Origin of the sequence: Falsiruegeria mediterranea M17, assembly GCF_900302455.1 — a bacterium.
Taxonomy (GTDB): domain Bacteria; phylum Pseudomonadota; class Alphaproteobacteria; order Rhodobacterales; family Rhodobacteraceae; genus Falsiruegeria; species Falsiruegeria mediterranea.
Genome location: NZ_ONZG01000001.1, coordinates 131017 through 156456, shown reverse-complemented (window position 1 = coordinate 156456; position 25440 = coordinate 131017). Strand labels below are relative to the sequence as shown.

Here is a 25440-nt window from a genome sequence, read left to right as displayed (position 1 = left end):
AAAGGATCAACCGGGGGCGAATATGGAATTTGGATCCGATCTGCAAATTCAGGTGCTGGAGCAGGCACAAAGACTGTGGGACATCGCCCTTGGTTGGCTGGTCAGCCCGGCAGCCTGGTCACAGTTTGCACTGCTGGTGATGGCCTATCTGTTGGCCTTGGTCGTGGCGCGCAAGCTGCGCGCACCCCTGACACGGCTGCTGACCCCACCCGAAGACTTGGACAACCCTCTGGCCAAGACCCGGCGATTCGTTCTGATATTTGTGCCGCTGTTGCTGCCACTCATGGCCTATGCCTTTACGGGCATCGGCGAAAGCGTGACGCGCTCGCTCTTTGGCTCCGGCGCGGTGATCGCCTTTGGCAAACGTGTTTTCCTGTTCCTGGCCGTGCGCATACTGGTACGTGAGATCATCGCCGACCCGATGATGAAGCTTTTGGGGCGTTACATCCTGATCCCCGTGGCAGCGCTCTATGCGCTTGGGCTTCTGGAACCGGCGATGGCCAAGCTGGACGAGACGATTGTGCCGCTGGGCAACCTGTCGTTCTCGCTGCTCTTTGCGTTGAGGTTCATTGTTGTGGGCGGAGCCATCTTCTGGATGGGACGCTGGTCCAACGACCAGTCTGCACAGTTCTTGAAAAAACAGGACGACATGCGCCCGGCCATGCGCGAGTTGACCGCCAAGGCCATCGAGATCGGCATATTCGGCGTCGCCTTCCTGCTGGTGATGAACATCATGGGCATCAACCTGACCTCGCTGGCGGTTCTGGGTGGTGCCATCGGTGTTGGTTTGGGCTTTGGCCTGCAAAAGATCGCATCGAACTTCATCTCGGGCCTGATCCTGCTTCTCGAAGGTCAAGCGACCGTGGGTGACTACGTCGAACTTGACGGTGGGGAGGCGGGTACAATCGTCAAGATGGGCGCGCGCGCCGCGATCCTGGAGACATTCGACGGGCGCTGGATCGTTGTCCCGAACGAGGATTTCATCACCACCCGCGTCGTCAACTTCTCGGACAGTGGTTCGGCCAACCGCTATGAAGCGCCGTTTTCGGTGAGCTACGACACCGACATCAACAAGGTGCCCGACCTCATCGAGGCGGCCGTGGCCAAACATCCGCGCGTTCTGTCCGAGCCTTTCCCTCCCGATTGCGAGTTGCGCGGGTTCGGCGACAGTGGCGTTGATTTCGCGGTCGAGTTTTGGATCGAAGGGATAGATGACGGCGCCAACAAGTTCTCCTCCGACGTGTTGTTCCTGATCTGGAACGCACTCAAGGAAAACGAGATCACGATCCCCTATCCGCATCGCGTGATCGAGCTTTCGGGCAGCATTGAGACCCGGTCGCAGTGAGGCGCGCGGTTGTCATAGGGGCAGGGCCAGCCGGGCTGATGGCAGCTCAGGAACTGGCCCAGGCAGGGCTGTCGGTGGTCGTAGTCGAGGCCAAGCCGTCGATTGCACGCAAGTTTCTGATGGCGGGGAAATCGGGGTTGAACCTGACCAAGGATGAGCCGCTCGAGACATTGATGGGAGCTTATGACGAGGCGGCCGATTGGCTGCGACCGATAATTGCCGAGTTCGACGCCAAGGCTGTGCAGGATTGGGCGCGAGAGCTGGGACAGGAGCTGTTTGTCGGCTCGTCCGGGCGGGTGTTTCCTACCGTCATGAAGGCTTCGCCCTTGTTGCGGTCATGGTTGGCCCGGTTGGAGGCGTTGGGGGTAGAGGTCCGGACCCGATATCGTTGGATCGGGTGGCGAGAGGGTCAGCCTGTGTTCACTACGGAGCAGGGCGAGGTCGCGCTGAAGGCCGACGTGTCGGTCCTGGCCATGGGCGGGGCCAGTTGGTCGCGGTTAGGTGCGGACGGCGGCTGGGCAGAGGTTCTGGCAGATCGCGGTGTGTCGCCTGCGCCTTTCAAACCCGCCAATGCGGGGCTGCTGGTGAACTGGTCGGAGCATATGCGGGACTTGTTTGGGCAACCGATCAAAGGCGTGGCTTGGTCTGCAGGGGATTTGATGACGCGCGGCGAGGCGGTGATATCGGCACGGGGGCTGGAAGGCGGCGGTGTCTATGCGATTTGTAAGACGGTGCGCGAAGGCGAGGCATTGCACATTGACTTAATGCCGGATGTGAGCGCCGCTGACGTGGCGAAACGGCTGTCACGCTCTCGCGGCAAGTCGAGCTTGTCGAACCACCTGAGGAAAGTGTTGAGGCTGGGTCCGGTGCGCACGGGGCTTTTGATGGAATTCGGGCGGCCTTTGCCGGGTGATCCCGTGGCCTTGGCGAGGCTGATCAAAGGACTGCCAGTGCAGCACGCGGGCTTGCGTCCGATGGACGAGGCGATCTCGACAGCGGGCGGCGTGCCGCAAGCGGAACTGGATGCGGATCTGATGCTGAAACAACTGCCGGGCGTATTCTGCGCCGGGGAGATGTTGGATTGGGAAGCGCCGACAGGGGGGTATCTGCTGACGGCCTGTCTGGCCACAGGGCGGTGGGCCGGGCGCGCTGCGACGCAGTATGTGACCTGATCCAGAAGCGCTCCCGCCCGTCGTCAATGCCCCATGGGAGGCACCTCCTCCCGTTGGGCCGGGCGCCGCGCTGACGCGCGGCGCGACACCGCAGAACGCTGGCGGTGAAATCGGGGTCGTCCAGACCGCTGTTTCCAGTTGTGGCCTCAGGCTTTTTTGGCCAAGGCACCCATGCGCTGTGCCGCCTCGCGGCTGCGCATCTCTTTGCCGTAAGCACGCAGGTTGTCCGCGTTCACCGGAAATTCAATCCCACGGGCCCAGCTCATGCAATGGGCGCACAGGATGTCGGCAATCGTGATCTTGTCGCCTTGCAGGAACGGCCCCTGGAACCGCTTGCTCAGACGGTCTACGCTGTTTTCAAACTCCCATTTCAAGCTCTCGTAGATTGCCGGAACCCGTTTGTCTTCGGGCAGGATACCCATGTGGCGGGTGGCGGTCCAAAGCAGCGCGTCGAACTCGTCGACCAGCGCGTGAAACAGGGAATCCTGTTGCGCGCGCACGGGTGTGCCGGCCGGATAGGTAAAGGCGCCGTGTTTGTCGGCCAGGTAGGTCATGATTGCCGAACTGTCCGAGATCACGTGATCGCCGTCGACCAGAACTGGGATCTTGCCGGTACCGTTCAGCGCCATCACTTGTGGATCATGTGGGCCAACGTCGATGAATTCGTATTCTTGCCCGAGCTCTTCGAGCAGCCACAGAACCCGCGAGGCGCGGCTTTGAAGGCGACCATAGACTTTGTACATGCTGCAAATTCCCTGTTGATCCGTTTGTTTGCAAATGTGCGGATGGGCGCGAGCAAATCAAGACCTACGCCTCGTCACATCGCCTCAGCGTGAGCGCGAGAGCATCGCCAGACGGATCATCGCGCGTTCCACAAGAGCCATGGCCGGAGCGGTTTGCCCAGCCGAACGCAAGGCAAGATCGGTGTCTGTCAGCACTGTCAGCGCGGTTTCCAGCTTGTAGGGACCCCAGCCCTGCGCCTGTCGCAACACCCGGTCGCGGCGCTTGCCATAGACGGGTGGGCGCAGGCGGTTGACGCCTTCGGACGGGCCACCTGGGGCCGAGGCACAAGCGTAAAGCGTGCGGAAATGACGGGTAGCCCCGATGCACAGGCTGACGGCGTTTGTCCCTTGGGATTGTAGGCGGCGGATCAGTGGACCAATCTCTCCTGCACGACCTTCGGCCACAACATTCAGGACATCATCCAGCGCCGCCTCGGTCGAGCGCGGCGCGCAGGCCTCGATATCGTCGATGCTCAGTTCGCCGCTGTCGCCGCGTTTATAAAGTGCCAGCTTTTCGATGGTCTGGGCAAAGTCTCCCGGTCCCAAGTCGTTCGCCAGATCGGTCAGGGCCGCCATCGACTCGGGGGGGACGCTGCGAATGCCGGCCTCGCCCAAGGTGCGCTCGATCTCGGCGCGCGAAGGGGGTTCGTCATAGATGCCGACTGCATAGGCGTTGGAATGCCCTTCGAATGCTTTGCGGATCTTGGACGTGGGTTTGAGCTGTCCCGCAGTGATCACGATCTGTGCGTCGCCCGGCTCCCAATCCTCTAGCGCGGCCAGAATGGCAGGGTGAGAGGTTTCTGGGCAATCCTCGACAAAGGCCACGCGGGGGCCGGGGAAAAAGCCAACGGCTTTGATCGCATCGACCAATTGCGCCGGGTCCTTGCGCAGCTCTGCACCGGGCATGCGGGTCAGGCGCATTTCTTCTTCGGCGCCGGGGCCAAGCAGCGCCGCGATCACCTGTTGCCGTTTGAGGGCCACGCGCATGGCATCCGCGCCATAAATCAGCAGGCCGGTCTTGCCCGCATCAGGCTTGGCGAAATACCCCTCTGCCTCACGCGGGCTTAGCTTCATGTGGGCAGGTCCGCAGTGGAATACAGCTGTGTGGTGATCTGATCCGCCAGGATGGTCATCAGCCGGTGACGCGCGTCCCGCTCACTGGCCAGGGTTTCCACGGTCGAGCCGGTGGCGGAATAGCCGGTGAAGTTGTCGACCTCGCCAGAAGCCACGATTTGACCCGAGGCCTTGTTCGTCAAGGTGTAGTTGGCAGAACCGATTATTGAATAGCGGGTGATTTCGTTGGACGCGGTGATCGCTTGACCCTGCTCGGCGGTAGCAACGTTAACGGCCAATTCATAATCCGAGGCAGAGGAGGCGCTGCGGCCCAAACGCTCTTCGAGGTTTTGCACCAGCCAATAACTTTCGACGTCATCAGGCGCCGACACTTCAACCTTACCGCGCAAGGCCGAGCCTGTGCCGCCTGTGCCATAGACTGGCTGGAACCCGCAGGCCGAAAGAGCCAGCGGGATCATCAGCAGGAATTTTCTGTTAAACCACGACATTCACGATCCGGCCCGGCACAACGATAACCTTCTTGGGCGCCGACCCATCCAGCGCCTTTTGCACAGCTTCGGTTGCCATGGCGATTTTTTCAACCTCTGCCTTGTCCATATCGGCAGGCACGCTGATTTCCGCGCGGCGCTTGCCGTTGATCTGGATTGGAAGGGTGACGGTGTCATCGACCAGCATCGCCTCATCCGCGACCGGCCATGGGGCAGTTGCGATCAGCCCTTCGCCGCCCTGATGAGCCCAGATGTCTTCGGCCAAGTGCGGGGTCATCGGCGACATCAGCTGGGCCAGCGTCTTGATGGCCTGCTTTTGCGCCGCAGCGCCTGCTTTGCATTTCGCCAGCGTGTTGGTGAAGCCATACAGCTTGGCAATGGAGGCATTAAAGCCAAAGCTTTCCAGCCCCAGTGTCACGTCGCGGATGGCTTTATGCATTTCGCGCAGCAGCTCTTCGTCGCCTTCGCCCTGTGCGTTCGGGTCCATGGCGCCGATCTTGTCGCACAGGTTCCACACCCGGTTCAGGTGCTTATGCGCGGCCTCGGCCCCTGCGGCGGTCCATTCAACGTCGCGTTCGGGGGGCGAGTCGGACAGGACGAACCAGCGCGCGGTATCGGCACCAAAAGCCGAGATGATGCTGACCGGATCGACCACGTTCTTTTTCGATTTGGACATCTTGGCCGATGGGATGATCTCGACCTCTGTGCCGTCGGCCAGTTTGCCGTCCGTCACATCTTCGGGCAGGTGATAGACCGGGCGGCCATTGGCGTCGCGGGTCTGATAAATCTCATGCGTGACCATGCCTTGGGTGAACAGCGCATCAAACGGCTCGATCGCCTTTTCGGGCAGGTGGCCGGTGATGTTCATCGCACGTGCGAAGAAACGGGAATAGAGCAGGTGCAGGATCGCATGCTCGATGCCGCCGATATATTGATCGACGTTCATCCAGTATTCGGCCTCGGCCAGATCGGTCGGCGTTTCAGCCCGTGGGGCGGTGAAACGGGCGAAATACCACGACGAATCGACGAAAGTGTCCATCGTGTCGGTTTCGCGCTTGGCCGGAGCGCCGCAGGACGGGCAGGCGCAGTCGCGCCAGGTCGGGTGACGGTCCAGCGGGTTGCCGGGTTTGTCGAAAGACACATCGTCGGGCAGCTGAACCGGCAGGTTCTCTTTCTTCTCGGGCACGACGCCGCAGGTGTCGCAGTGGACAACCGGAATCGGGCAACCCCAGTAACGCTGGCGGCTCAAGCCCCAGTCGCGCAGGCGGTATTTGGTGACTCCTTTGCCCCAGCCCGCGTTTTCGGCGAAATCGACGGTGGCGTTGATCGCTTCATCACCCGTCGCCTCGGTCAAACCGGCAAAGTGATTCACCCAGCGGACCTTTTCGGTTTTCGGCGGCACAAAGGCGATCTTGTCGACCGGTGTGTCGTCGTCCAGCGCAAAGAAAGTATCTACCACGGGCAAGTCGTACTTGCGGCAGAAATCCAGGTCACGTTGGTCATGCGCGGGGCAGGCAAAGATTGCACCGGTGCCGTAATCCATCAGGATGAAGTTCGCGATCCAGACTGGCAGCTCCCAATTCGGGTCCAGCGGGTGTTTGACGCGGATACCGGTGTCATAGCCCAGCTTTTCTGCGGTCTCGATCGCCTCTTCGGTGGTGCCACCTTTGCGGCATTCGGCCAGGAACTCGGCCAGTTCGGGGTTGTCCTTCTCCATCTCTTTCGAGATCGGATGATCGGGCGAGATACCAACAAATGACGCGCCGAGCAGAGTGTCGGGGCGGGTGGTGTAGACGGTGATTGGCTCGGCATCATCGGTGCGCTCGAACGCAAACTGCAGGCCACGCGACTTGCCGATCCAGTTTTCCTGCATCAATCGGACCTTGGCGGGCCAGTTATCGAGGGTATCCAGTGCGCTCAGCAGCTCTTCGGAATAATCCGAGATCTTAAAGAACCACTGCGTCAACTCGCGGCGTTCCACCAATGCGCCCGAACGCCAGCCGCGACCATTTTCAACCTGTTCGTTGGCCAACACGGTCATGTCGACCGGATCCCAGTTCACGACGGCGTTCTTGCGATAGACCAGACCCTTGCCCAGCATGTCCAGGAACAGCGCCTGCTGCTGGCCATAATATTCCGGGTCGCAGGTGGCGAATTCGCGGGACCAGTCGATGGACAGACCCAGGGGCTTCATCTGACCGCGCATGTCGGCGATGTTGCTGTATGTCCAATCCTTGGGGTGGCCGCCAATGGCCATGGCCGCATTTTCTGCAGGCATCCCAAAGGCATCCCAACCCATCGGGTGCAGAACATTGTGTCCGGTCGCCAATTTGTGCCGCGCGATCACGTCGCCCATGGTGTAGTTGCGCACGTGCCCCATGTGAATGCGCCCCGACGGGTAGGGAAACATCTCAAGCACATAATACTTGGGTTTGTCCGCGCTGCGTTTGGCGGTGAAAATCCCGGCCTTGTCCCAGGCCTCTTGCCATTTGGCTTCGATTTCGTTGGCGGAATAGCGCGACATCAGATGCGGTCCTTGGGTAAATGAAAACGCCGGGCAGGAACCCGGCGTTGTGATAGATGGTATTTCTGCGGGTTTCTAGAGTTTGTCGTCCGCAATGCGTAGCTGTCGCGCGCGCGACAGAATTGCGTCTTCGACGGCGCGCGTGGTTCCTGCGCTGACCGGGCCGCCCTTGCTTTGCAATGCAACGTTAAGGGAGCGTGCCTCCAAAGCGGGATCCTTGATGTGCACAGTTGCCCGATATGAACGTCCGCCGCCGGGCGGGGTGCCGTATCCGGTCACGATGACACCGGTAAAGGGATCGACCGACTGCACGGGCAAAAAGCTCAGGACGTCCAGCGATGCCGCCCAAAGATAGCGGTTCACGTTAGCGGTCTGTTCGCTGTTGTTTGGGCCGAAAACGTCCCAGATCGACGATTTCTCGTAATTTGTCGGCGCAGATTCCCGGTTGGTGGTGATCGCATCATCCGGCCCCAGCGGCCCGACTGAGCTGGTCGTGGCTGCGCGTCTGTTACCGCATGCTGCGACTCCTGCGCACAAAGCCAGGAGCAAAGTCACTTTAATCGTCTTTTGCAGCACCATCAGGCAATCCCACCACTACTTTCTACAGCATGTCCTACCTTTGCCAGCCAAGCTGGGCAAGAGTCTAAGTGCCACGCGCGCACGTACACGGCGTATATGGCGGACGCAAAATTCCGTTATCTGGCGATGATGTGCCGGAATTTCGCCAGTGAGCAGCTTGGACTGTGGCAAAGCTGCACCATCCGTGACGACTTTGCTTAGGACCAGCACCCCAAGCCTTGCAACAAGGGGGGTAAAAGAGCGAAACCCCTCTCCATACCCACGCTGGATTCTCCGGTTTGGGCATGTGAATAGAAAACCGAGGGAAAAACGATGAAAAAAGTTCTCTTCGCAACGACTGCGCTGATCGCTACCGCAAGCGTCGCAGCAGCAGACGTTCGTATCAGCGGCTACGGCCGTTTCGGCTTGGACTACAACGATGCCAACGACAGCAACGTTAACGGTATCTCCAAGACCACCATCACCAGCCGTCTGCGTCTGCAGTTCGACATGTCGGCAGAGTCTGACTCGGGTGTTGGCTTCGACGCTCGTTTCCGTATCCAGGCTGAAAGCCGTGACAACGTTGTTGGCGCGGTCCGCCAGGCAAACGGTGCTCGCTTTGGTGTGACCTACGAAGGCTTCCGCCTGAACGTCGGCAACATCATCGGCGCGGTTGAAAACACCCCCGGCACCTACCTTGAAACCCGTACCGCAGGTACTGGTATCGACGGTGCAGGCTTCGTTTCGCACGTTGGTAACGTCAGCAACGAATACTTCAACTGGGATGCATACTCGTCCGGTGGCGGCGGCGTGAACGGTGTGGAAGCACTGTACTCGGCTGGCGGCTTCACAGGCCACATCTCGTACTCGAAGCGTAACAACAGCACCGTTAACCCGGGCGTTGGCAACGGTTCGCCTAACGCAGCTGCACGTGCGGCAATCATGCTGGCGTACAACTTCGGCGACTTCAACGTTGCTGGTTCGTACCAGGATTCCGACAACATGTGGGAAAAGAAGTACATCCTTACCGGTTCGTATGACGGCGGTAACTGGGGCGTTCGCTTGGCCTATGCTGACAACGAAGGCATCGGCAAAGTTGGCCTGTACGGCAACTACGACATCGGCGCAGCGTCGAACATCCTGGTTTGGGTCACCAACGAAGACGCAGTTTCGGCTGCTGACGTTGCAAACGGCCGTGGCGACAACCGCGACGCAATCGCCGGTTCGAACCAAGGCGAAGGCACCTCGTACGGTATCCACTACTCGTACGACCTGGGTGGCGGCGCGTCCTTCGAAACCGGCTACCGCCGTGCTTCGAACGACAACGACACCTTCCAGGCTGGTGTGTACTTCAGCTTCTAAGCTGTACACCGCTTGACGGTATCGAATTTGGGCGGGTCTTCGGACCTGCCCTTTTCTTTTGCCGCAACATGGTGTTTTCCTGCGGCAAACGCTGATCGAGGAATTCCATGTCGCTGCAAGACATCTCTGCCCGTATTGCCAAAGCCGCCCAAGCCGCCGGACGCGATGCAGATTCTGTGAAATTGATTGCCGTGTCCAAGGTTCAACCCAATGATCGGGTTGAGGCCGTATTGGAGCAAGGGCATCGCTGTTTTGGTGAAAACAGGGTGCAAGAGGCCGCTGGCAAATGGCCCGATTTCATGGAGCGATTTTCAGGCGTCGACCTGCATTTGATCGGCCCGCTGCAAACCAACAAGGCACGCCAAGCGATGGAGCTGTGCCACGCCATTCATTCAGTGGATCGCCCCAAGCTGGCCAAATCGCTGGCGAGACTGGCGCAAGAGATGGGTCATTGCCCGGATCTGTTCATTCAGGTCAACACCGGTGAAGAGCCACAAAAGGCGGGCATCCTGCCCCTGGAAGCTGATGATTTCATTGCGGAATGTCGTTCTTTGGATCTTCCCGTCAAAGGCTTGATGTGCATCCCGCCGGTCGAAGAAGAGCCTGCGTTGCACTTTGCGCTCTTGGCAAAGATAGCAGCACGCAACGAGCTGCGGGGGCTGTCCATGGGCATGAGCAGCGACTTTGAACGGGCGATTGCTTTGGGTGCAACCCACGTGCGCGTTGGCTCAGCGATCTTTGGTGAGCGGGTTAAAACTCCGGCACCATAAGTCGTGTGCCGGGCTGAATGGCGCGCGCGATTTCGTGCAGGTGATCGCGGCGAAAGGCAATGCACCCTTCGGTCGGATACCCCGGTCTGCGCCACTGATGGATAAAAATGGCGGAGCCCTGACCCGGCGTGGCAATGGGCCAGTTCCAATCGGTGATCAGAACCAGATCATAAAGCGGATCGGCGCGGCGCAGCGTTTCATGGCTGTGCGCATAGGGCACTCGAACCTGCAGGTTATAGTCCCGCTCGCCCGAAGCATCCGACCACAGATCACCCGGACCGATTGGGCGGGCCCAGGGCGCAGGGCGCGCGATACGGTCGGGACGATAGAGCATACCCACAATCCGATGCGCTCCGACCGGAGTGGCTCCGTCGCCCTCGCGCTTGTCCTGACGAATGCCGCCCTTGCCAATCGAGCAAGGGTAGAGCCGACCACGAAACCGAACACCACGAGGCGTCAGGACCAAATCGTCAGGTGTCACAGCATATGCCCGGACTTCGCCGCCTTGGTTGCAAGATAGTCGCGGTTGAATGCGGTTTCACCAACCTTCAGGGGGACACGTTCGGTCACGGCGATGCCGGTACGTTCCATCATCGCGATCTTGTTGGGGTTGTTGGTCAGCAGGCGTACCGATTTGAACCCCAGTTCCTTCAAGATGTCCGAACCCAGGCGGAAGTCGCGTTCATCATCCTCAAACCCCAGCCGGTGGTTGGCTTCGACGGTGTCAAACCCTTGATCTTGCAGGAAATAGGCGCGCATCTTGTTGGCCAAGCCAATACCGCGGCCCTCTTGGTTGAGGTAAAGCAGAACACCTGCGCCCTCGGCCCCCATCTGTGCCAAGGCTCCGCGCAACTGCGGGCCGCAATCGCATTTCAGGCTGCCCATGATATCGCCTGTGAAACAGGCCGAATGCAGGCGTGCCAGAACCGGTTTGTCACGATCTGGGCGGCCAATTTCGACAGCATAATGCTCTTCGCCGCCGTCTTCGGGGCGGAAGACATGCAAACGACCCGCCTCGGACACTTCCATCGGCAGGCGTGCAGCCGAGATGGAATGTAGGGGGCTGCGTTCTGTCAGGTGCGGTGCTGCAAGAGCGTGTTCAATCAACGTGAGGCCGTGTGACCCCGCAAAAGCAGCACCATCCTTGATCGGAGCAACCACGGCTGCAGGCAACAGGCGGGCGGATTTGGCCAGAGTAATGGCAATGCGGTGCAAGCTGGCGCTGCCTTGCCGTTCGGTTTTAAGGGGGCCTTTCATCGGAGTGTTCAAGTCGTCCGAGGGGTCAGCAATCGACTGAATCCATTTCAGATCCGCGTAGTCGGGGATCTCGATGCGGGCCAAGTCCCCATCATATGCGCGCGCTTTCAATGTCTCTGCTCGGCGTACGGTCACGGCGACAACGGGATGACCATTTGCCAGATCGCGCAGATCCTGCAGGCGTTGGGCGCTCAGGGTTTCAGCGGAACAGGACAGCACGCTCAGGCCTGCGTCGTCAGTCAGGATCACCGGAACACCCATGCGCAGATCGGACCGCGCACGCGCCAAAAGTTCGGTGATGTCTGGGACAAGGCTCATTGAGGTTACCCTAAAACGTTCGCGGCTCTTCCTATCCTCAATTGTAAGGAATGTGAAACAATTACCCTGCGATAGACACGAGGGCGTGAGACGATTGCAGTAAATCTTGTCGAATGCGTTTATCGGTCTCAAGTGTAGGGCACGGAATTAGGAGGGCGCCACGATGGCTCAGCTGAAAAAGATCTTGCTGGTGGATGACGACGAAGACCTGCGCGAAGCGCTGAGCGAACAGCTCGTGATGACCGAGGATTTCGACGTATTCGAAGCAAACGACGGCCAAAGCGCCATGGAGCGGGTCAAAGAGGCGCTGTATGATCTGGTGATCCTCGACGTTGGCCTGCCCGACACCGACGGGCGCGAGCTGTGTCGCTTGATGCGCAAACAGGGTGTCAAAAGCCCGATCCTTATGCTGACGGGGCATGACGGCGATGCCGACACCATCCTGGGTTTGGACGCGGGCGCCAATGATTATGTCACCAAACCCTTTAAGTTCCCGGTGCTGCTGGCCCGTATCCGTGCACAGCTGCGCCAGCACGAGCAATCTGAGGATGCTGTATTCACGCTGGGGCCGTACACATTCAAACCCGCGATGAAGATGCTGATCACCGATGACGACCGCAAGATCCGCCTGACTGAGAAAGAGACGAACATCCTCAAGTTCCTCTACCGTTCGACGGATGGTGTCGTGGCGCGTGATGTGCTGCTGCACGAGGTTTGGGGCTACAACGCAGGTGTTACAACCCACACGCTGGAAACTCACATCTATCGCCTGCGTCAAAAGATCGAGCCTGATCCGTCGAACGCGCGCCTGCTGGTGACTGAGTCCGGCGGCTACCGTCTGGTGGCCTGAGTATTGACCCAGATCAAAGCAGCACCTGCGCTGCATCTTTAGGGTCGCACTATCCCGCACATGTCCGGGTTATGACATGTACCTCCCTGTTGGACTGGGCCGGGCCTTGTGCCCGGTCTTTTTTTTTGTCCGGTGGGGTGCTGTGACGATTTGAAATTCTGCGCTATCTTTTGAGCATCTGAATTTCACAACACTGGATACCCCCATGAGACTCTTTTCGACGATTACTTTTGTTGGCGCCTTGACGCTTTCTGGTGCTGCTTTTGCCTGCCCGTGGGCCTCGGGTGATTACGCCTTCAGCGAGCACGGTGTTTACGGCGATTTCACTGTGAATGCCGATTGCACCGAAATGGTGTGGAGCCGTTTGAGCGATGGTGCGGAAACCACTGCACTGGAACGCACTAAACATGGTTGGGCTGGCGAGTTGGAAAAAGCGGACGTCGAATTGCTGGACAACGGTAAAAACTTGCGGATTACCGGCACCGGCGGTGCGATGCGACAAGCCAGGGCTGAGCGCAAGAATTAAACAACGCCAGACTGTTTCTTATGGTGCACTTCCCAGTGCGCATTCTGTCTGGGCGGGCTGATGGCGATACTTTCACCTTAGCTGTTCGGTTCATTCGCGTATCGCGGCGTCGGGTATCTTGTTTGCTATTGGGCCAGAGAAGGGAACTTCGAAATAACTTACTGTGCTTTTCGTATCAGAACGCAGTCTTGAAACTGCTTGTTGATCTTACGCCTCCAACCTCCGTTTATGATCAAAGGAGGTTGGCCCCCCAGAGTGTCGAGGTGCGCCAAAAGCTTGCTGCGTGAATGAGCGACGGCTGCATCAGGTACCTCCCTGTTATCAAGTCGTGAATCCTGTGCTTGGTACTTAAAGGAAAAAGCGGCTTCTCCGCTTTTTGTCGCGCGCTCTGCATCGTCGTCCCATAGAAATGCCGTGAAGTAGAAACGACCATTTGGCCTGAGAACTCGCAGAGCTTCATTCACAAAGTGGTAAAAGTCCGGCTCTTGCATGTGCGTAAAAACTGACGTTGCGAACACCAGGTCAAAAGACGCGTCAGGGTACTCAAAATCGTACTCTGAAGGAGCGATTTCCCCCGAAGGGTTATACATTGAATTGGTCATATTTGAATAACGAAAGGAATAGTTGGGTTTGTCAGCACCGAAGTACTTGTTTGACCAGCTGATGCAAAATTTCATGACATCGAATCCTGCGTAAGTAACGCTGTCGCCGAACTTTCGGTGCAAGGCGTACGCGTTTCGCGCAATTCCGCATCCGATCTCAAGAGTATCATCCCCAGCCGACAGATCAGCCAGAGAAACCAACGCCGCGATGTTTGCGTCACCAACGGTTGTGAAATCGCCGCCGCCAGCAAGGTTTAGAACATTGGGCGGAGCGTCTTTGTGGGCAAAGAGTGGAGTGTATCGAATGAGCAGATCTACGGTTCTCAACGCGGTAGCGACTTTCAATGCTCGAAACTTGGAGACCATGTAGATGCCTTGGAAATTGAAGCCATGTAGATTTTTACCTATCTACCCATATCGGTAGCAGTCTTCTTTTCAAAGTATCCATCTGCTTTACCTCACTGCGTGTTTCGGCAAGCCGCACAGCACATCCAGTGTTCAGTCGGGGCATGTTGAGCGGTACTCTGTGGTTTCGGGCACTTCTATGATGTCTCAAAAACACAGCCCGATAGCGCATCATTTCGGATGGTACCTGGTGTCGCTCCGAGTTAGTTTGCGTCTATTGGGACAAAGGAAACAATCTCATGCCCTTTACGCTGGCTACTTGGAACATAAACTCGGTGCGTCTACGCGAGCCGATCGTGCTGAAACTGCTCGAGGAAGAGGCGCCCGATGTGCTGTGCCTGCAAGAGTGCAAAAGCCCGGTGGACAAGATCCCGATGGAGGGTTTTGCCGCGCTTGGTTACACGCATGTGGTTGCGCGCGGGCAAAAGGGTTACAACGGTGTCGCCATTCTGTCTCGCATCCCGATGGTCGAGGCCGGCAGTCAGGATTTTGCCGACCTGGGCCATGCCCGCCATATCGCCGGGACATTGGAAAATGGCGTCACGGTTCACAACTTCTATGTGCCAGCAGGTGGCGACGTGCCCGACCGGGAGAAAAACGAGAAGTTCGGGCAGAAGCTGGACTATCTCACTGACATGCGGGATTGGTTCAAATCTGAGCAGATGAAGAAATCAATCCTGGTTGGCGATCTGAATATCGCCCCGCGCGAAGATGACGTTTGGGACCACAAGAAACTGCTCAAGGTGGTCAGTCACACCCCAATCGAGGTTGAGCATCTCGCCGAAACACAGGATGCAGGCGGTTGGGTTGACATAACCCGACAGGATATTCCTGACGGTAACCTGTACTCTTGGTGGTCGTACCGCGCCCGTGACTGGGACGCGGCCGACAAGGGGCGGCGTCTGGATCACGTCTGGGCCACGGGGGATATCTCGAACGCGGGCCACTCCAGCCGTGTCTTGCGCGGCGCGCGCGGCTGGGAAAAACCCAGCGATCATGCGCCGGTTTTCGCGACTTTCGATCTTTAATACAAAGAGCGCCTGTAATTTGAGCAAACAGGCCTTCCCCCACTTGGTTTCCGGCCCGACTGACGGCATATAAGGCCAAGTTTGAACCCAAAGAGGCACGTCATGGATATTCTCAACGGCGCAGGCGGCGCCCCCGCCGCGGATCTGATCAAAGACGGCTCTGAGGCCACATTCATGGCTGACGTGGTCGAAACTTCGCAAGAGGTGCCGGTCATCGTGGATTTCTGGGCCCCCTGGTGCGGCCCCTGCAAGACGCTTGGTCCGATGCTCGAGGAGGCGGTGACTGCCGCCAAGGGCGCGGTCAAGATGGTCAAGATTAACGTCGACGAGGCGCAGATGATCGCGGGCCAGTTGCAGATCCAGTCGATCCCGACGGTCTATGCGTTCTTCAAGGGGCAGCCGGTCGATGGGTTTCAGGGCGCGCTGCCAGGGTCAGAGATCAAGGCGTTTGTGGACCGTGTCATTGCTGCGGCAGGCGGTGAATCTCCTGGTGGTCAATTGGACGAAGCGGTTGAAGCCGCCGAAGAGATGCTGACCAGCGGTGCGGCCGTGGATGCGGCACAGACATTTGCCGCTATCCTCGGCGAAGATCCCAATCACGCCGCCGCATACGGCGGCTTGGTGCGCGCGCATATCACGCTGGACGATTTGGATCAGGCCGAGGCCATCCTGAATGGTGCCCCAGCCGAAATCTCGGATACGCCCGAGCTGGAAGCCGCGCACGCGCAGCTCGAGCTGGCCAAACAGGCTGCGGATGCTGGCCCTGTGGCCGAGCTGAGTGCGGATGTCGAGGCAGAGCCAGACAATCACCAGGCCCGTTTTGATCTGGCGCTGGCGCTGCATGCAAATGGCAACGTCGAGGAAGCGGTCGCGCAATTGTTGGAGCTCTTCCGCCGGGATCGTGAGTGGAACGATGGCGCGGCCAAGACACAGCTCTTCACGATCTTTGATGCGCTCAAGCCCAATGATCCGGTGGTTTTGAACGGACGGCGCAAGCTCAGCTCGATGATATTTGCCTAAAAATAATTCAGGGCTAGTATCGGTATATGATGCAATCCGCCGATTTGCCGGACACGATCGCGGTGTTTCCACTGCCTGGGGCGCTCTTGTTGCCCCGGTCCCGGCTGCCACTTCATATCTTTGAGCCGCGCTATCTTCAGATGCTGAACGATGCGCTGAAGACGCCTCAGCGCCTGATCGGAATGGTTCAACCAAACCCGAGCCCTGCATGTTCGGATAAATTGCACATGATTGGCTGTGCGGGTCGCGTTACGCAGTTCTCCGAGACAGAGGATGGCCGCTACATGATCACGCTGAGCGGCGTATCGCGCTTCCGGGTCAAGAGCGAGATCGAAGGGTTCACGCCCTACCGCCGCTGTCAGGTGTGCTGGAACGGGTTTGATCGCGACCTGGGGCGCAGCGAGGCCGCCGGCCGTTTTGATCGTTCTGAATTCTTGGACCTGTTGCACCGATTCTTTTCGGCGCGGGATCTGTCTACAGATTGGGAAACGCTCAAGGACGCGGATGACGAATTGCTCGTGAATTCCCTGTCCATGCTGCTGGATTTCGACCCCGAGGAAAAGCAGGCGCTACTTGAGGCACCTTGTTTGACCACACGGCGCGAGACGCTGGTGACACTGATCGAATTTGCCCTGCGGGGAGGAGATGGGAATGAGGAAACACTACAGTGAACGAACAGAACCAGGCGTTTGACCGCCGCATGCTTGAAGTGCTGGTCTGCCCGATGAGCCAGACAACGCTGGAATATGATGCTGAGCGGCAAGAGCTGATCTCGAAATCTGCGGGCCTGGCCTATCCTATCCGCAACGGTATCCCGGTTATGTTGCAGGACGAGGCGCGCGAACTCGACTGAGGGTGCTGCGACTCCGGTGGCGCTCCCGCACCCGCGCGATCCTGACTTCGTCAGCCCCGCTAACGGCCTTGGGCCGTGCCCTGGGCGTTGCCAGGCGCGGTCTTGTTTGGGGCATCTGTTTTACCATGAATCCCAACCGCCGAGCGCAGCGAGGCCCGGCCCAACGGGAGGAGGGCATCTTTGATGTCTGATCGACGGGCGGGAGAGTTCCCGAAAACCAAACGCGCTATGTCGCCTGTCAGATCGCCCGGCCTTGCATCAGTTTTGGCAAGTCTCCGGTCAAACCCGCGGCTTCGCGTACAAAGCCACGTCTTAGTCCGGGCAGTGATCCAATGATCCCCATGCCTATATCGCGCCCAAGTCGCAAAAGCGGGTTGTCGTTTGAAAACAGCCGGTTGAATGTATCCGTGGCCAATGCCAGCGTGGCCGTGTCGAACCGTCGCCACTGTTGATACCGCTCCAGAACCAGCTGCGAGGCCAGATCCTCACCCCGCCGCCCGGCGAGTGTCAGCACCTCGGCCAGGGCAGCCACATCCCGCAGACCTGCGTTCAAACCCTGCCCTGCGATTGGATGCATGCCGTGGGCCGCATCACCAACCAGCGCCAGCCGGTCTCCGACAAATGAGTTCGCCACGGTCAGGTTCAGTGGATAGGTGAACCGGTTGCCTGCTAGTTTGATCTGCCCCAGAAAATTGCCGAACCGCGGGCGCAGCACTTGCATATAGTCTTCGGGCTCCATCGCATTGATGCGATGCGCCATCTCGGTCCGCTCGCTCCATACGATCGAACTGCGGTTGCCTGTCAGTGGCAGGATGGCGAGCGGTCCGGGGGGCATGAAGAACTGGTGCGCGACTCCGTGATGCGGCAGTTCATGCTCGATGGCGCAGACCAGGGCCGTTTGCCCATAGTCCCACCCGGTTCGCTTGATGCCTGCACGCGTGGCGGTGCCGCTTTTGCGACCATCAGACCCCACCAGCAGCTTGCCAGTGACCTCGGTTCCGTCGTCCAGTGTGACCGAAACACCTGCTTGCGAAACCTCTTGCGCAACCACCGATTTGCCGTTGATCTGAGTGATCATCGGATCGGCCGCCATTACATCCATGAACGCACGGCGCAGGTGGCGGTCCTCGACCATGTAGCCCATTGGCCCTTCTTCAAGCTCAGCATGGTCGAAATGCATGAAGAAGGGCGAGGGGCCAGCACCTGCGTGCCCGTCGGTGACCTTGATCTCCAGCATCGGTTGAGCGTGGTCTTCGACAGCCTCCCAAACGCCGATTGCTTGCAACAGCCGCTGCGAGGCCAGGGCCAAAGCATAAGACCGCCCGTCGAAGGCAGCATTCTTGCGTGTCTTGACAGGCAAAGCGTCGATCACGGTCACGCTGTGCCCGGTTGCGGTCAGAGCCAAAGCCAATGCAGGGCCATTCAGACCGCCGCCAACAATCACGATATCCGATGTCATATCCATGAGGTGCAATATGCGCAGCCTTTCGGGATTGTCCATGCGGAACGCTGTCGCTACCGTCGCACCCAAAGCAGTTGGGGAGGATGAGATGGACGACTGGCTGAAAATGACGGCAAGCGATCTGGGGCGTGGAATTGCTGCGGGCGAGATTGATCCGTTTGAGTTGGCGCAAGCCTATCTGGATGCCATCGATACCCACCCCCTGCGCGACCGGATTTATGCCCGCGTGACCCACGACCGCGCGCTGGTCGAGGCCAAGGCGGCCGCAGAACGTGCCAAAGTTGGCCGCCGCCTGTCGTTGCTGGATGGGGTTCCGATCAGTTGGAAAGACCTGTTCGATACGGCCGATGTTGGAACCGAGGCGGGGTCGGCCCTGCTCAAGGGGCGCGTGCCGGACACCGATGCGCTGGTGTTGCAGAACGCAACTGCGGCCGGATCGGTCTGTTTGGGTAAGACGCATATGTCTGAACTGGCGTTTTCCGGCTTGGGCTATAACCCGATCACCGCAACGCCGCCTTGTGTGCATGATGAAGCTGCGGTGCCTGGCGGGTCGTCGTCCGGGGCAGGGGCCTCGGTCGCATTCAATCTGGCGGCCTGCGGGATCGGCTCGGACACGGGTGGGTCGGTTCGCATTCCATCGGCCTGGAACGATTTGGTGGGGCTCAAGACCACGTCGGGGCGCGTCAGCCTGGAAGGCGTTGTGCCGCTTTGCCTGCGGTTTGACACGGTCGGCCCGCTCGCCCGCTCGGTCGAGGACGCAGCGCAGATGTTGGCTATGCTCGAAGGTGGGGTGCCTGCGGACTTGCGTGGTGCGTCGCTCACTGGGCGGCGCTTTGCGGTTCTGAAAACCGTGGCTTTGAACGATTTGCGCGATGTCCCCGGCCAGGCGTTTGATGATGCTGTGCGCCGGTTGGAGGCTGCGGGTGCCTCTATCGATACGATCGAGGTGCCGGAAGTGGAGCAGGCCATGGCGTTGACCGGCGCGCTTTATACGGCCGAGGCTTACGGTCTGTGGCGCGATGTGATCGAGGCCAACCCCGATGCGATGTTTTCGGAGATTCGGGAGCGGTTTCAGGCAGGGCGCAATTTTTCAGGCCCCGATTATGTGGCGGCGTGGGCAGCTTTGGAAAGCTGCCGCGCGGCTTGGGATGCTGCCGTTGCGGGGTATGACGCGGTTCTGGCACCGACCTCTCCGATCCTGCCGCCGAATCTGTCGCGGTTGGAAAGTGACCATGACTATTACGTCACCGAAAATCTGTTGGCGCTCAGGAATACGCGCATTGGCAATCTGATGGGGCTTTCAGCGCTGACATTGCCCACGGGTACGCCGAGCTGCGGTATCATGCTGATGGCGCTGCCTGACTGCGAAGAGGCGCTGCTGCGGGTCGGTGCGGCAGCCGAGGCGGCGCTGACCTGAATGCCACAATTGCCAATCACGGCAATGCTTTGTCTGGACGAAGCGGGGTGTGATCTGTAATTTGGTCTCAAACGGGGCGCGAATGATCCCGGTATTGAGGCAGTTGAGATGAATTTCCCCGAGCGGTTTTCGAACCTTCCGGCTTATGCATTCCCGCGTCTGCGCGCGTTGCTCGATCATCATGATCCGGGCGGCGATGTCGTGCACATGACCATTGGCGAGCCCAAACATGATTTCCCGCAGTGGGTGACGGATGTCATCATGGAAAACGCCGCCGGGTTCCGGGGCTATCCCGACAACAACGGTATGCCCGAGTTGCGCGGCGCCATCGCTGATTGGATTGACCGCCGCTATGGTGTGCAGACGGATGCCGACAGCCAAGTGATGGCGCTCAATGGCACGCGCGAGGGGCTCTACAACGCCGCAATGGCGTTGTGTCCAGAAACGAAGAACGGCCAAAAGCCGGTCATCCTGTGCCCGAATCCGTTTTATCAGGTCTACATGGTGGCGGCGCTTTCGGTCGCGGCCGAGCCTGTGTTTGTCGCCGCTACAGCGGCTACGGGCCATCTGCCCGACTACGCAGGTCTGCCCGACGAGGTGCTCAACCGCACCACTGCGGCTTACATCTGCTCGCCTGCCAACCCGCAGGGCGCGGTGGCAAGTCGGGACTATTGGGCTGAACTGATCGGGCTGGCGGAACGGTTCGATTTCCGCATTTTTGCGGACGAGTGTTATTCCGAGATCTACCGCGACGAGGCTCCGGTGGGCATCCTGACCGTCGCGCAAGAGCTGGGTGCTGATCCGGAACGGATCACGCTGTTCAACTCTCTGTCGAAGCGGTCGAACCTGGCTGGCTTGCGGTCCGGTCTGATTGCAGGCGGGCCTGAGACGATCGCGCGGGTCAAGCAGTTGCGCGCCTATTCGGGTGCACCGCTGCCGATGCCGTTGCAGATGGCGGCAGCAAGGGTCTGGGCGGATGAGGCGCACGTCGCGGAAAACCGCCGCCTCTACCAGGAAAAATACGCCATTGCTGATCAGGTCATGGCCGGTGTGCAAGGCTATCAGTCGCCCGAAGCAGGCTTCTTCCTTTGGTTGCCCGTCGATGACGGAGAGCAGGCGGCGTTGAAGCTGTGGCAACAGACAGGCGTGCGGGTGCTGCCCGGTGCTTATCTGGCGCAAGGCGAACCGGGCCAAAACCCGGGCGAGACATATATTCGGGTCGCAATGGTGGCCCCAAAAACAGAATTGCAGCGCGGGTTGGAAACACTTCGCGACTGCATTTACGGATGAGGTTCGAGGGTAGGCATGGCATCATATAACGCACGCGGTCGCGATCCGTTGTTGGACAGCAACATGCAGGCGGCCATTGAAAGGCGCGGCAAAGAGCTGGCAGGGATCGTTCTGGTTCTGGTCGGATTGGCCTTTGCCGCGATGCTGGGGTCGTACACGCCCGAAGACCCCAATTGGATGGTGTCCACTGACGCGCCGATCCAGAACTGGATGGGCCGCATGGGCGCTTGGATTGCCGGTGTTCTGATGCTGATCATGGGTATGGCCAGTTGGGGCATTCCCGTCTTTGCCATTGCCTGGGGCCTGCGCCTGGCACTGCACAAGGGTGAGGATCGGTTTTTCTGGCCGCTGGTTCTGTCGCCCTTCTGGCTGGTGACCATTGCCATCTATGCTGCCTCTCTGACCCCCAGTGATAAGTGGCTGGCGACGCACCAATACAGCCTGGGTGGCGCTGGCGGCGACTTTTTCCTGAGTGTTTTCTTGCTGCTTTTGCCCGTTGGTCTGCATTTCCTAGTCAAGATCGTGTCGATCTTGGCAGCAATTGCCATGGTCTCCATGGGCGTTTTCGTTCTGGGCTTCAGCCGCAACGATGTGCGGTTCGGCCTGCGCCGGTTCGTGATTGGCATCATCATGGCCTATGGCGCGGTGATGACATTGCTGGGGCAGGGGGCATCCGCCACCGTTCATGCCGCCCGCGAACGTCAGGCCTTGCGCGCTGAACGTAAGGAAGCCGCCCGTGTGGCCGCAGAACAAGCCGCCCTTGCTGCTCAAGCTGCCGAGGCCGAGGCGGTGATCGAGCCTGAACCTTATGTTGAGCCGGAACCCGCGCCTGCTCCCGCAGCCGAGTCGAAGGGCGGGTTGCTGTCGCGCATGCCCAGCCTGATCCGCCGACCCGAACCAATGCCGGAACCCGAGTTGGTTGAGCCGCAGCCCGTTGCGGGCGAGCAGGCCATGCCGGGGGATGACCGGATCAAATCCAAGATTGCTCAGGTCGTGCGCAACCGCAAAGAAGCCGCTGGCGTTGTTCAGCCGCAGCCGGACCCTGCACGCCCCCTGACCAAGGGCCGAGGACGTGGGCCGGACCCGCTGGTTCTGGACCCGACAGCAGGTGGCGATTTCCCAGCCGAACCGCCGCTGACGGCATCACAGACGGTTGCTTCGCCAGTTCACGCTCAGCAGATGCAGCCACAGCCCGTGCAACCACAGCCCGTGCAACCACAGCCGATCCACGTCGAAGAGCCCGCGCTGCAGCCGGTGCCAGACGACTATGTGCCGATGGACTACACGGCCGAGGTTGAACCCGCACCCGTTTCGCAACCCGTACCTGTACCGCAGTCCGTGCCACTTGCCGCGCCTATCGCGGCACCCATTCCCGTGGCCCAACCCCGCAAGGCAGTTGTCGAACAACCCGCGCGCAAAGCACCGCAGCCGTCGCGCCGCGCACAGGCCGAAGCACAGCCCACTCTGGCGTTTGAGGAAGCCGCGACCCAGTTCGAACTGCCGCCGCTCAGCCTGTTGGAAAACCCGGTTGAAATTCAGCGCCATCATCTGAGCGACGAAGCTTTGGAAGAAAACGCTCGGATGCTGGAAAACGTGCTGGACGACTATGGCGTCAAGGGCGAGATCGTAAGTGTCCGCCCCGGCCCTGTCGTCACAATGTACGAGTTGGAACCTGCTCCCGGATTGAAAGCGAGCCGTGTCATCGGCCTGGCCGACGATATCGCACGTTCCATGTCGGCCCTGTCGGCGCGCGTTTCGACCGTGCCGGGACGTTCTGTGATCGGCATTGAACTGCCCAATGAATACCGTGAAAAGGTCGTTCTGCGCGAAATTCTGGCGTCCCGCGATTTCGGCGACAGCAACATGAGCTTGCCGCTGGCCTTGGGCAAGAACATCGGCGGCGATTCTGTGGTCGCCAACCTGGCCAAGATGCCTCACCTGCTGATTGCGGGTACCACTGGTTCGGGTAAGTCGGTGGCGATCAACACCATGATCCTGTCGCTGCTGTATAAGCTGACGCCGGATGAATGCCGCTTGATCATGATCGACCCAAAGATGCTGGAATTGTCGGTCTATGACGGCATCCCGCACCTGCTGTCCCCGGTTGTGACCGACCCCAAAAAGGCGGTTGTGGCACTGAAGTGGACGGTCGGCGAGATGGAAGATCGCTATCGCAAGATGTCCAAGATGGGTGTCCGCAACATCGAAGGCTACAACGGCCGCGTCCGCGAGGCGCTGGCCAAGGGCGAGATGTTCAGCCGCACGGTACAGACCGGATTTGACGATGACACCGGCGAACCCGTGTTCGAGACGGAAGAGTTCGAACCCAAGGCGCTGCCCTATATCGTCGTCATCGTCGATGAGATGGCCGATCTGATGATGGTTGCGGGTAAAGAGATCGAGGCCTGTATTCAACGTCTGGCTCAGATGGCGCGTGCGTCCGGCATCCACCTGATCATGGCGACACAGCGCCCGTCGGTGGACGTGATTACCGGTACGATCAAGGCAAACTTTCCCACCCGGATCTCGTTCCAGGTGACGTCCAAGGTCGACAGCCGAACCATCCTTGGTGAAATGGGCGCTGAACAACTGCTGGGTATGGGCGACATGCTCTACATGGCGGGCGGAGCCAAGATCACCCGTTGCCATGGTCCGTTTGTGTCCGATGAAGAGGTCGAAGAGATCGTCAACCACCTCAAGGCCTTTGGCCCGCCCGAATACATGAGCGGCGTTGTTGATGGTCCGGACGACGAAAAGGCTGACAACATCGACGCAGTTCTGGGTTTGAACACGGGCGGCAACACCAATGGCGAAGATGCATTGTATGACTCTGCGGTGGCCATCGTGATCAAAGACCGCAAATGCTCGACATCCTACATCCAGCGTAAACTGGCGATCGGCTACAACAAAGCCGCGCGTCTGGTCGAACAGATGGAGGAAGAGGGGCTAGTCTCGCCTGCAAACCATGTAGGCAAACGTGAAATCCTGGTGCCCGAACAACAATAAGTTCGGGCTTTTATTCCGGTCTGGGGTGCTTATCTAGGGATCATGAAACAGTTCGCTTTTGCCATTGCGGTGACCCTTGCCGCTCCGGCGGCTTGGGCAGCCGAAAAACTGCCCTTGTCGGATATCTCGACTTATCTGAATGGGCTGAAAACCGTTCAGACCACGATGACCCAAATCAACGACGATGGGTCGCTGTCCACCGGGAAACTGTGGCTTCAGCGTCCCGGTCGGATGCGGTTCGAATATGACCCTCCTGACAGTGCGGTCGTGGTGGCAAAAGGGGGGACGGTGATCATCCACGATCCCAAATCGAACCAACCGCCCGAACAATACCCGCTGAGCAAAACTCCGCTGTCGATCATTCTGGCGCGCAACGTCGATCTGGCACGGGCCGGAATGGTTGTTGGGCATGACTTTGACGGGACATCGACCATCGTGTCGGCACAGGACCCGGAAAACCCAGACTATGGGCGGATCGATCTGCTGTTCACCGGCGATCCGGTCGAGCTGCGCAAATGGGTTGTGCACGATGGCGCAGGGTCACGCACCACGGTCATTCTGGGGCCTTTGACCAAGGGCAACAGCCTGAACCAAAACCTGTTCATCGACGGAGAACCTGGCGTTTCATCAAATCGCTAGATGGATCTGTGCCCCCGTGTTCGCAGGGGCACCTTCATTCTCAGTATTTGAAACGTCCGCAGGTATTGAGCTGCTTGCGGTACATCTCGCCCCGTGCAGCGACTTGGTCGGCAGTGCGTAGAAGCCAGGATTTGCTCCGATAGGTGCCACGCGCATAGCCCGTGTGCCCATCGTGATAGGCCAGATACTGGTTGCGGGTGTCGGTCATGGCAATGCCGTTGCGTGAATTGCTCTTGGCCATGTACCAGCCGATGAAATCTGATGCATCGCGCATCCGGTCGCGGCGGGCCCGGCGATTGCCAGTTTCCTTCTTGTATTGATCCCACGTGCCGTCCAACGCTTGGCTATAGCCATATGCACTGCTTTGACGGCCCATCGGCAGCACGCCCAAAACGTATTTGTGCGGGGTGCGCGCGTCTGACCGATAGCGGCTCTCTTGATAGATCGTCGCCATCTGGACGTGTACGGGCACGCCCCATTTGCGTTCCGTTTTCTTGAACGCCTTTATGTAATCCGGGCGCTGTTTGGCAATGCTGCAGGCATTGTCCAGATTGCGCGGAGGGGACTTTGACCCGCCGCCGCAAGCTGCCACCAGCAACACGACCATCAACACGCAAAGAGATCTGCTCATCTGCCTCTTGCCTTTTTTGCAAGATATTAACTTATTTTAGCAGGTGCGCAAATCACATTCG

24 protein-coding genes are annotated in these 25440 nt (G+C 59.2%); 14 read left to right on the top strand and 10 right to left on the bottom strand.

Annotation, left to right across the window (positions count from 1 at the left end):
* The first annotated feature begins 22 nt into the window (after positions 1 to 22).
* Together TRM7615_RS00785 and TRM7615_RS00780 are read left to right on the top strand one after the other, a co-directional pair.
* The gene (locus tag TRM7615_RS00785; RefSeq protein WP_108785011.1) at positions 23 to 1345 is read left to right on the top strand and encodes a mechanosensitive ion channel family protein; all 1323 of its coding nucleotides are present in this window, start codon (positions 23 to 25) and stop codon (positions 1343 to 1345) included.
* Positions 1342 to 2517: a TIGR03862 family flavoprotein gene (locus TRM7615_RS00780; RefSeq protein ID WP_108785010.1), complete on the top strand. Its 1176-nt coding sequence runs from the start codon at positions 1342 to 1344 to the stop codon at positions 2515 to 2517. The genes TRM7615_RS00785 and TRM7615_RS00780 overlap by 4 nt, the downstream gene beginning before the upstream one ends.
* 146 nt (positions 2518 to 2663) lie before the next feature.
* Here TRM7615_RS00780 and TRM7615_RS00775 read toward each other — a convergent pair whose 3' ends face one another.
* The 5 genes from TRM7615_RS00775 to TRM7615_RS00755 all read right to left on the bottom strand — a co-directional run bounded on the left by TRM7615_RS00775 (position 2664) and on the right by TRM7615_RS00755 (position 7964).
* A complete protein-coding gene (locus TRM7615_RS00775; RefSeq protein ID WP_108785009.1) occupies positions 2664 to 3260 on the bottom strand; it encodes a glutathione S-transferase family protein in 597 nt (198 codons plus the stop codon).
* A gap of 84 nt (positions 3261 to 3344) precedes the next feature.
* Complete coding sequence (gene holA, locus TRM7615_RS00770; RefSeq protein WP_108785008.1) at positions 3345 to 4373, bottom strand: DNA polymerase III subunit delta; 1029 nt, start codon at positions 4371 to 4373, stop codon at positions 3345 to 3347.
* A complete protein-coding gene (gene lptE, locus TRM7615_RS00765; protein WP_108785007.1) occupies positions 4370 to 4861 on the bottom strand; it encodes an LPS assembly lipoprotein LptE in 492 nt (163 codons plus the stop codon). Before lptE ends, holA begins: the two co-directional genes overlap by 4 nt.
* The gene (gene leuS / locus TRM7615_RS00760; RefSeq protein WP_108785006.1) at positions 4848 to 7385 is read right to left on the bottom strand and encodes a leucine--tRNA ligase; all 2538 of its coding nucleotides are present in this window, start codon (positions 7383 to 7385) and stop codon (positions 4848 to 4850) included. The genes lptE and leuS overlap by 14 nt, the downstream gene beginning before the upstream one ends.
* A gap of 75 nt (positions 7386 to 7460) precedes the next feature.
* The gene (locus tag TRM7615_RS00755; RefSeq protein ID WP_108785005.1) at positions 7461 to 7964 is read right to left on the bottom strand and encodes a DUF3576 domain-containing protein; all 504 of its coding nucleotides are present in this window, start codon (positions 7962 to 7964) and stop codon (positions 7461 to 7463) included.
* Positions 7965 to 8276: 312 nt separating this feature from the next.
* Between TRM7615_RS00755 and TRM7615_RS00750 the strand changes: the two genes are divergently transcribed.
* On the top strand, positions 8277 to 9305 hold the full coding sequence (locus TRM7615_RS00750) for a porin (protein ID WP_108785004.1): 1029 nt from the start codon (positions 8277 to 8279) through the stop codon (positions 9303 to 9305).
* 107 nt (positions 9306 to 9412) lie between these two features.
* Positions 9413 to 10075 carry a YggS family pyridoxal phosphate-dependent enzyme gene (locus TRM7615_RS00745; RefSeq protein WP_108785003.1) on the top strand — a complete coding sequence of 221 codons (663 nt, stop codon included), beginning with the start codon at positions 9413 to 9415 and terminating at the stop codon, positions 10073 to 10075.
* Here TRM7615_RS00745 and TRM7615_RS00740 read toward each other — a convergent pair.
* Both TRM7615_RS00740 and ribA read right to left on the bottom strand, forming a co-directional pair.
* A complete protein-coding gene (locus TRM7615_RS00740) occupies positions 10056 to 10556 on the bottom strand; it encodes a L,D-transpeptidase family protein (protein ID WP_108785002.1) in 501 nt (166 codons plus the stop codon). The genes TRM7615_RS00745 and TRM7615_RS00740 overlap by 20 nt on opposite strands.
* On the bottom strand, positions 10553 to 11650 hold the full coding sequence (ribA, locus tag TRM7615_RS00735; RefSeq protein ID WP_108785001.1) for a GTP cyclohydrolase II: 1098 nt from the start codon (positions 11648 to 11650) through the stop codon (positions 10553 to 10555). Before ribA ends, TRM7615_RS00740 begins: the two co-directional genes overlap by 4 nt.
* Positions 11651 to 11813: 163 nt before the next feature.
* Between ribA and TRM7615_RS00730 the strand changes: the two genes are divergently transcribed.
* Together TRM7615_RS00730 and TRM7615_RS00725 are read left to right on the top strand one after the other, a co-directional pair.
* The gene (locus TRM7615_RS00730) at positions 11814 to 12500 is read left to right on the top strand and encodes a response regulator transcription factor (RefSeq protein WP_108785000.1); all 687 of its coding nucleotides are present in this window, start codon (positions 11814 to 11816) and stop codon (positions 12498 to 12500) included.
* Positions 12501 to 12705: 205 nt separating this feature from the next.
* Positions 12706 to 13026: a hypothetical protein gene (locus TRM7615_RS00725; protein WP_108784999.1), complete on the top strand. Its 321-nt coding sequence runs from the start codon at positions 12706 to 12708 to the stop codon at positions 13024 to 13026.
* 158 nt (positions 13027 to 13184) lie between these two features.
* Here TRM7615_RS00725 and TRM7615_RS00720 read toward each other — a convergent pair whose 3' ends face one another.
* Positions 13185 to 13994, bottom strand: a complete 810-nt coding sequence (locus tag TRM7615_RS00720) for a class I SAM-dependent methyltransferase (protein ID WP_108784998.1) — start codon at positions 13992 to 13994, stop codon at positions 13185 to 13187.
* A 278-nt stretch (positions 13995 to 14272) separates the two neighbouring features.
* Between TRM7615_RS00720 and TRM7615_RS00715 the strand changes: the two genes are divergently transcribed.
* The 4 genes from TRM7615_RS00715 to TRM7615_RS00700 all read left to right on the top strand — a co-directional run bounded on the left by TRM7615_RS00715 (position 14273) and on the right by TRM7615_RS00700 (position 16934).
* Entirely contained in the window at positions 14273 to 15061 is a 789-nt protein-coding gene (locus TRM7615_RS00715) for an exodeoxyribonuclease III (RefSeq protein ID WP_108784997.1), read from the top strand.
* Positions 15062 to 15163: 102 nt separating this feature from the next.
* Positions 15164 to 16081, top strand: coding sequence for a thioredoxin (gene trxA, locus TRM7615_RS00710; RefSeq protein WP_108784996.1), 918 nt, complete (start codon positions 15164 to 15166; stop codon positions 16079 to 16081).
* Positions 16082 to 16107: 26 nt separating this feature from the next.
* Positions 16108 to 16752 (top strand): LON peptidase substrate-binding domain-containing protein, encoded by a 645-nt coding sequence (locus tag TRM7615_RS00705; protein ID WP_108784995.1) that lies wholly within the window; start codon positions 16108 to 16110, stop codon positions 16750 to 16752.
* Between the two features lie 29 nt (positions 16753 to 16781).
* Positions 16782 to 16934 (top strand): Trm112 family protein, encoded by a 153-nt coding sequence (locus TRM7615_RS00700; protein WP_181893217.1) that lies wholly within the window; start codon positions 16782 to 16784, stop codon positions 16932 to 16934.
* 238 nt (positions 16935 to 17172) lie between these two features.
* Here TRM7615_RS00700 and TRM7615_RS00695 read toward each other — a convergent pair whose 3' ends face one another.
* Positions 17173 to 18399, bottom strand: a complete 1227-nt coding sequence (locus TRM7615_RS00695; RefSeq protein ID WP_108784993.1) for an FAD-dependent monooxygenase — start codon at positions 18397 to 18399, stop codon at positions 17173 to 17175.
* An 85-nt stretch (positions 18400 to 18484) separates the two neighbouring features.
* Between TRM7615_RS00695 and TRM7615_RS00690 the strand changes: the two genes are divergently transcribed.
* The 4 genes from TRM7615_RS00690 to TRM7615_RS00675 all read left to right on the top strand — a co-directional run bounded on the left by TRM7615_RS00690 (position 18485) and on the right by TRM7615_RS00675 (position 24748).
* On the top strand, positions 18485 to 19813 hold the full coding sequence (locus TRM7615_RS00690) for an amidase (protein WP_108784992.1): 1329 nt from the start codon (positions 18485 to 18487) through the stop codon (positions 19811 to 19813).
* A gap of 108 nt (positions 19814 to 19921) precedes the next feature.
* Positions 19922 to 21103, top strand: coding sequence for an aminotransferase class I/II-fold pyridoxal phosphate-dependent enzyme (locus tag TRM7615_RS00685; protein WP_108784991.1), 1182 nt, complete (start codon positions 19922 to 19924; stop codon positions 21101 to 21103).
* Positions 21104 to 21118: 15 nt separating this feature from the next.
* Positions 21119 to 24109 (top strand): DNA translocase FtsK, encoded by a 2991-nt coding sequence (locus tag TRM7615_RS00680; RefSeq protein ID WP_108784990.1) that lies wholly within the window; start codon positions 21119 to 21121, stop codon positions 24107 to 24109.
* A 42-nt stretch (positions 24110 to 24151) separates the two neighbouring features.
* Positions 24152 to 24748 (top strand): LolA family protein, encoded by a 597-nt coding sequence (locus TRM7615_RS00675; RefSeq protein WP_108784989.1) that lies wholly within the window; start codon positions 24152 to 24154, stop codon positions 24746 to 24748.
* A gap of 40 nt (positions 24749 to 24788) precedes the next feature.
* Here the strand turns inward: TRM7615_RS00675 and TRM7615_RS00670 are convergent, their stop codons facing one another.
* Positions 24789 to 25379, bottom strand: coding sequence for a transglycosylase SLT domain-containing protein (locus TRM7615_RS00670; protein WP_108784988.1), 591 nt, complete (start codon positions 25377 to 25379; stop codon positions 24789 to 24791).
* Between the last annotated feature and the right edge of the window lie 61 nt (positions 25380 to 25440).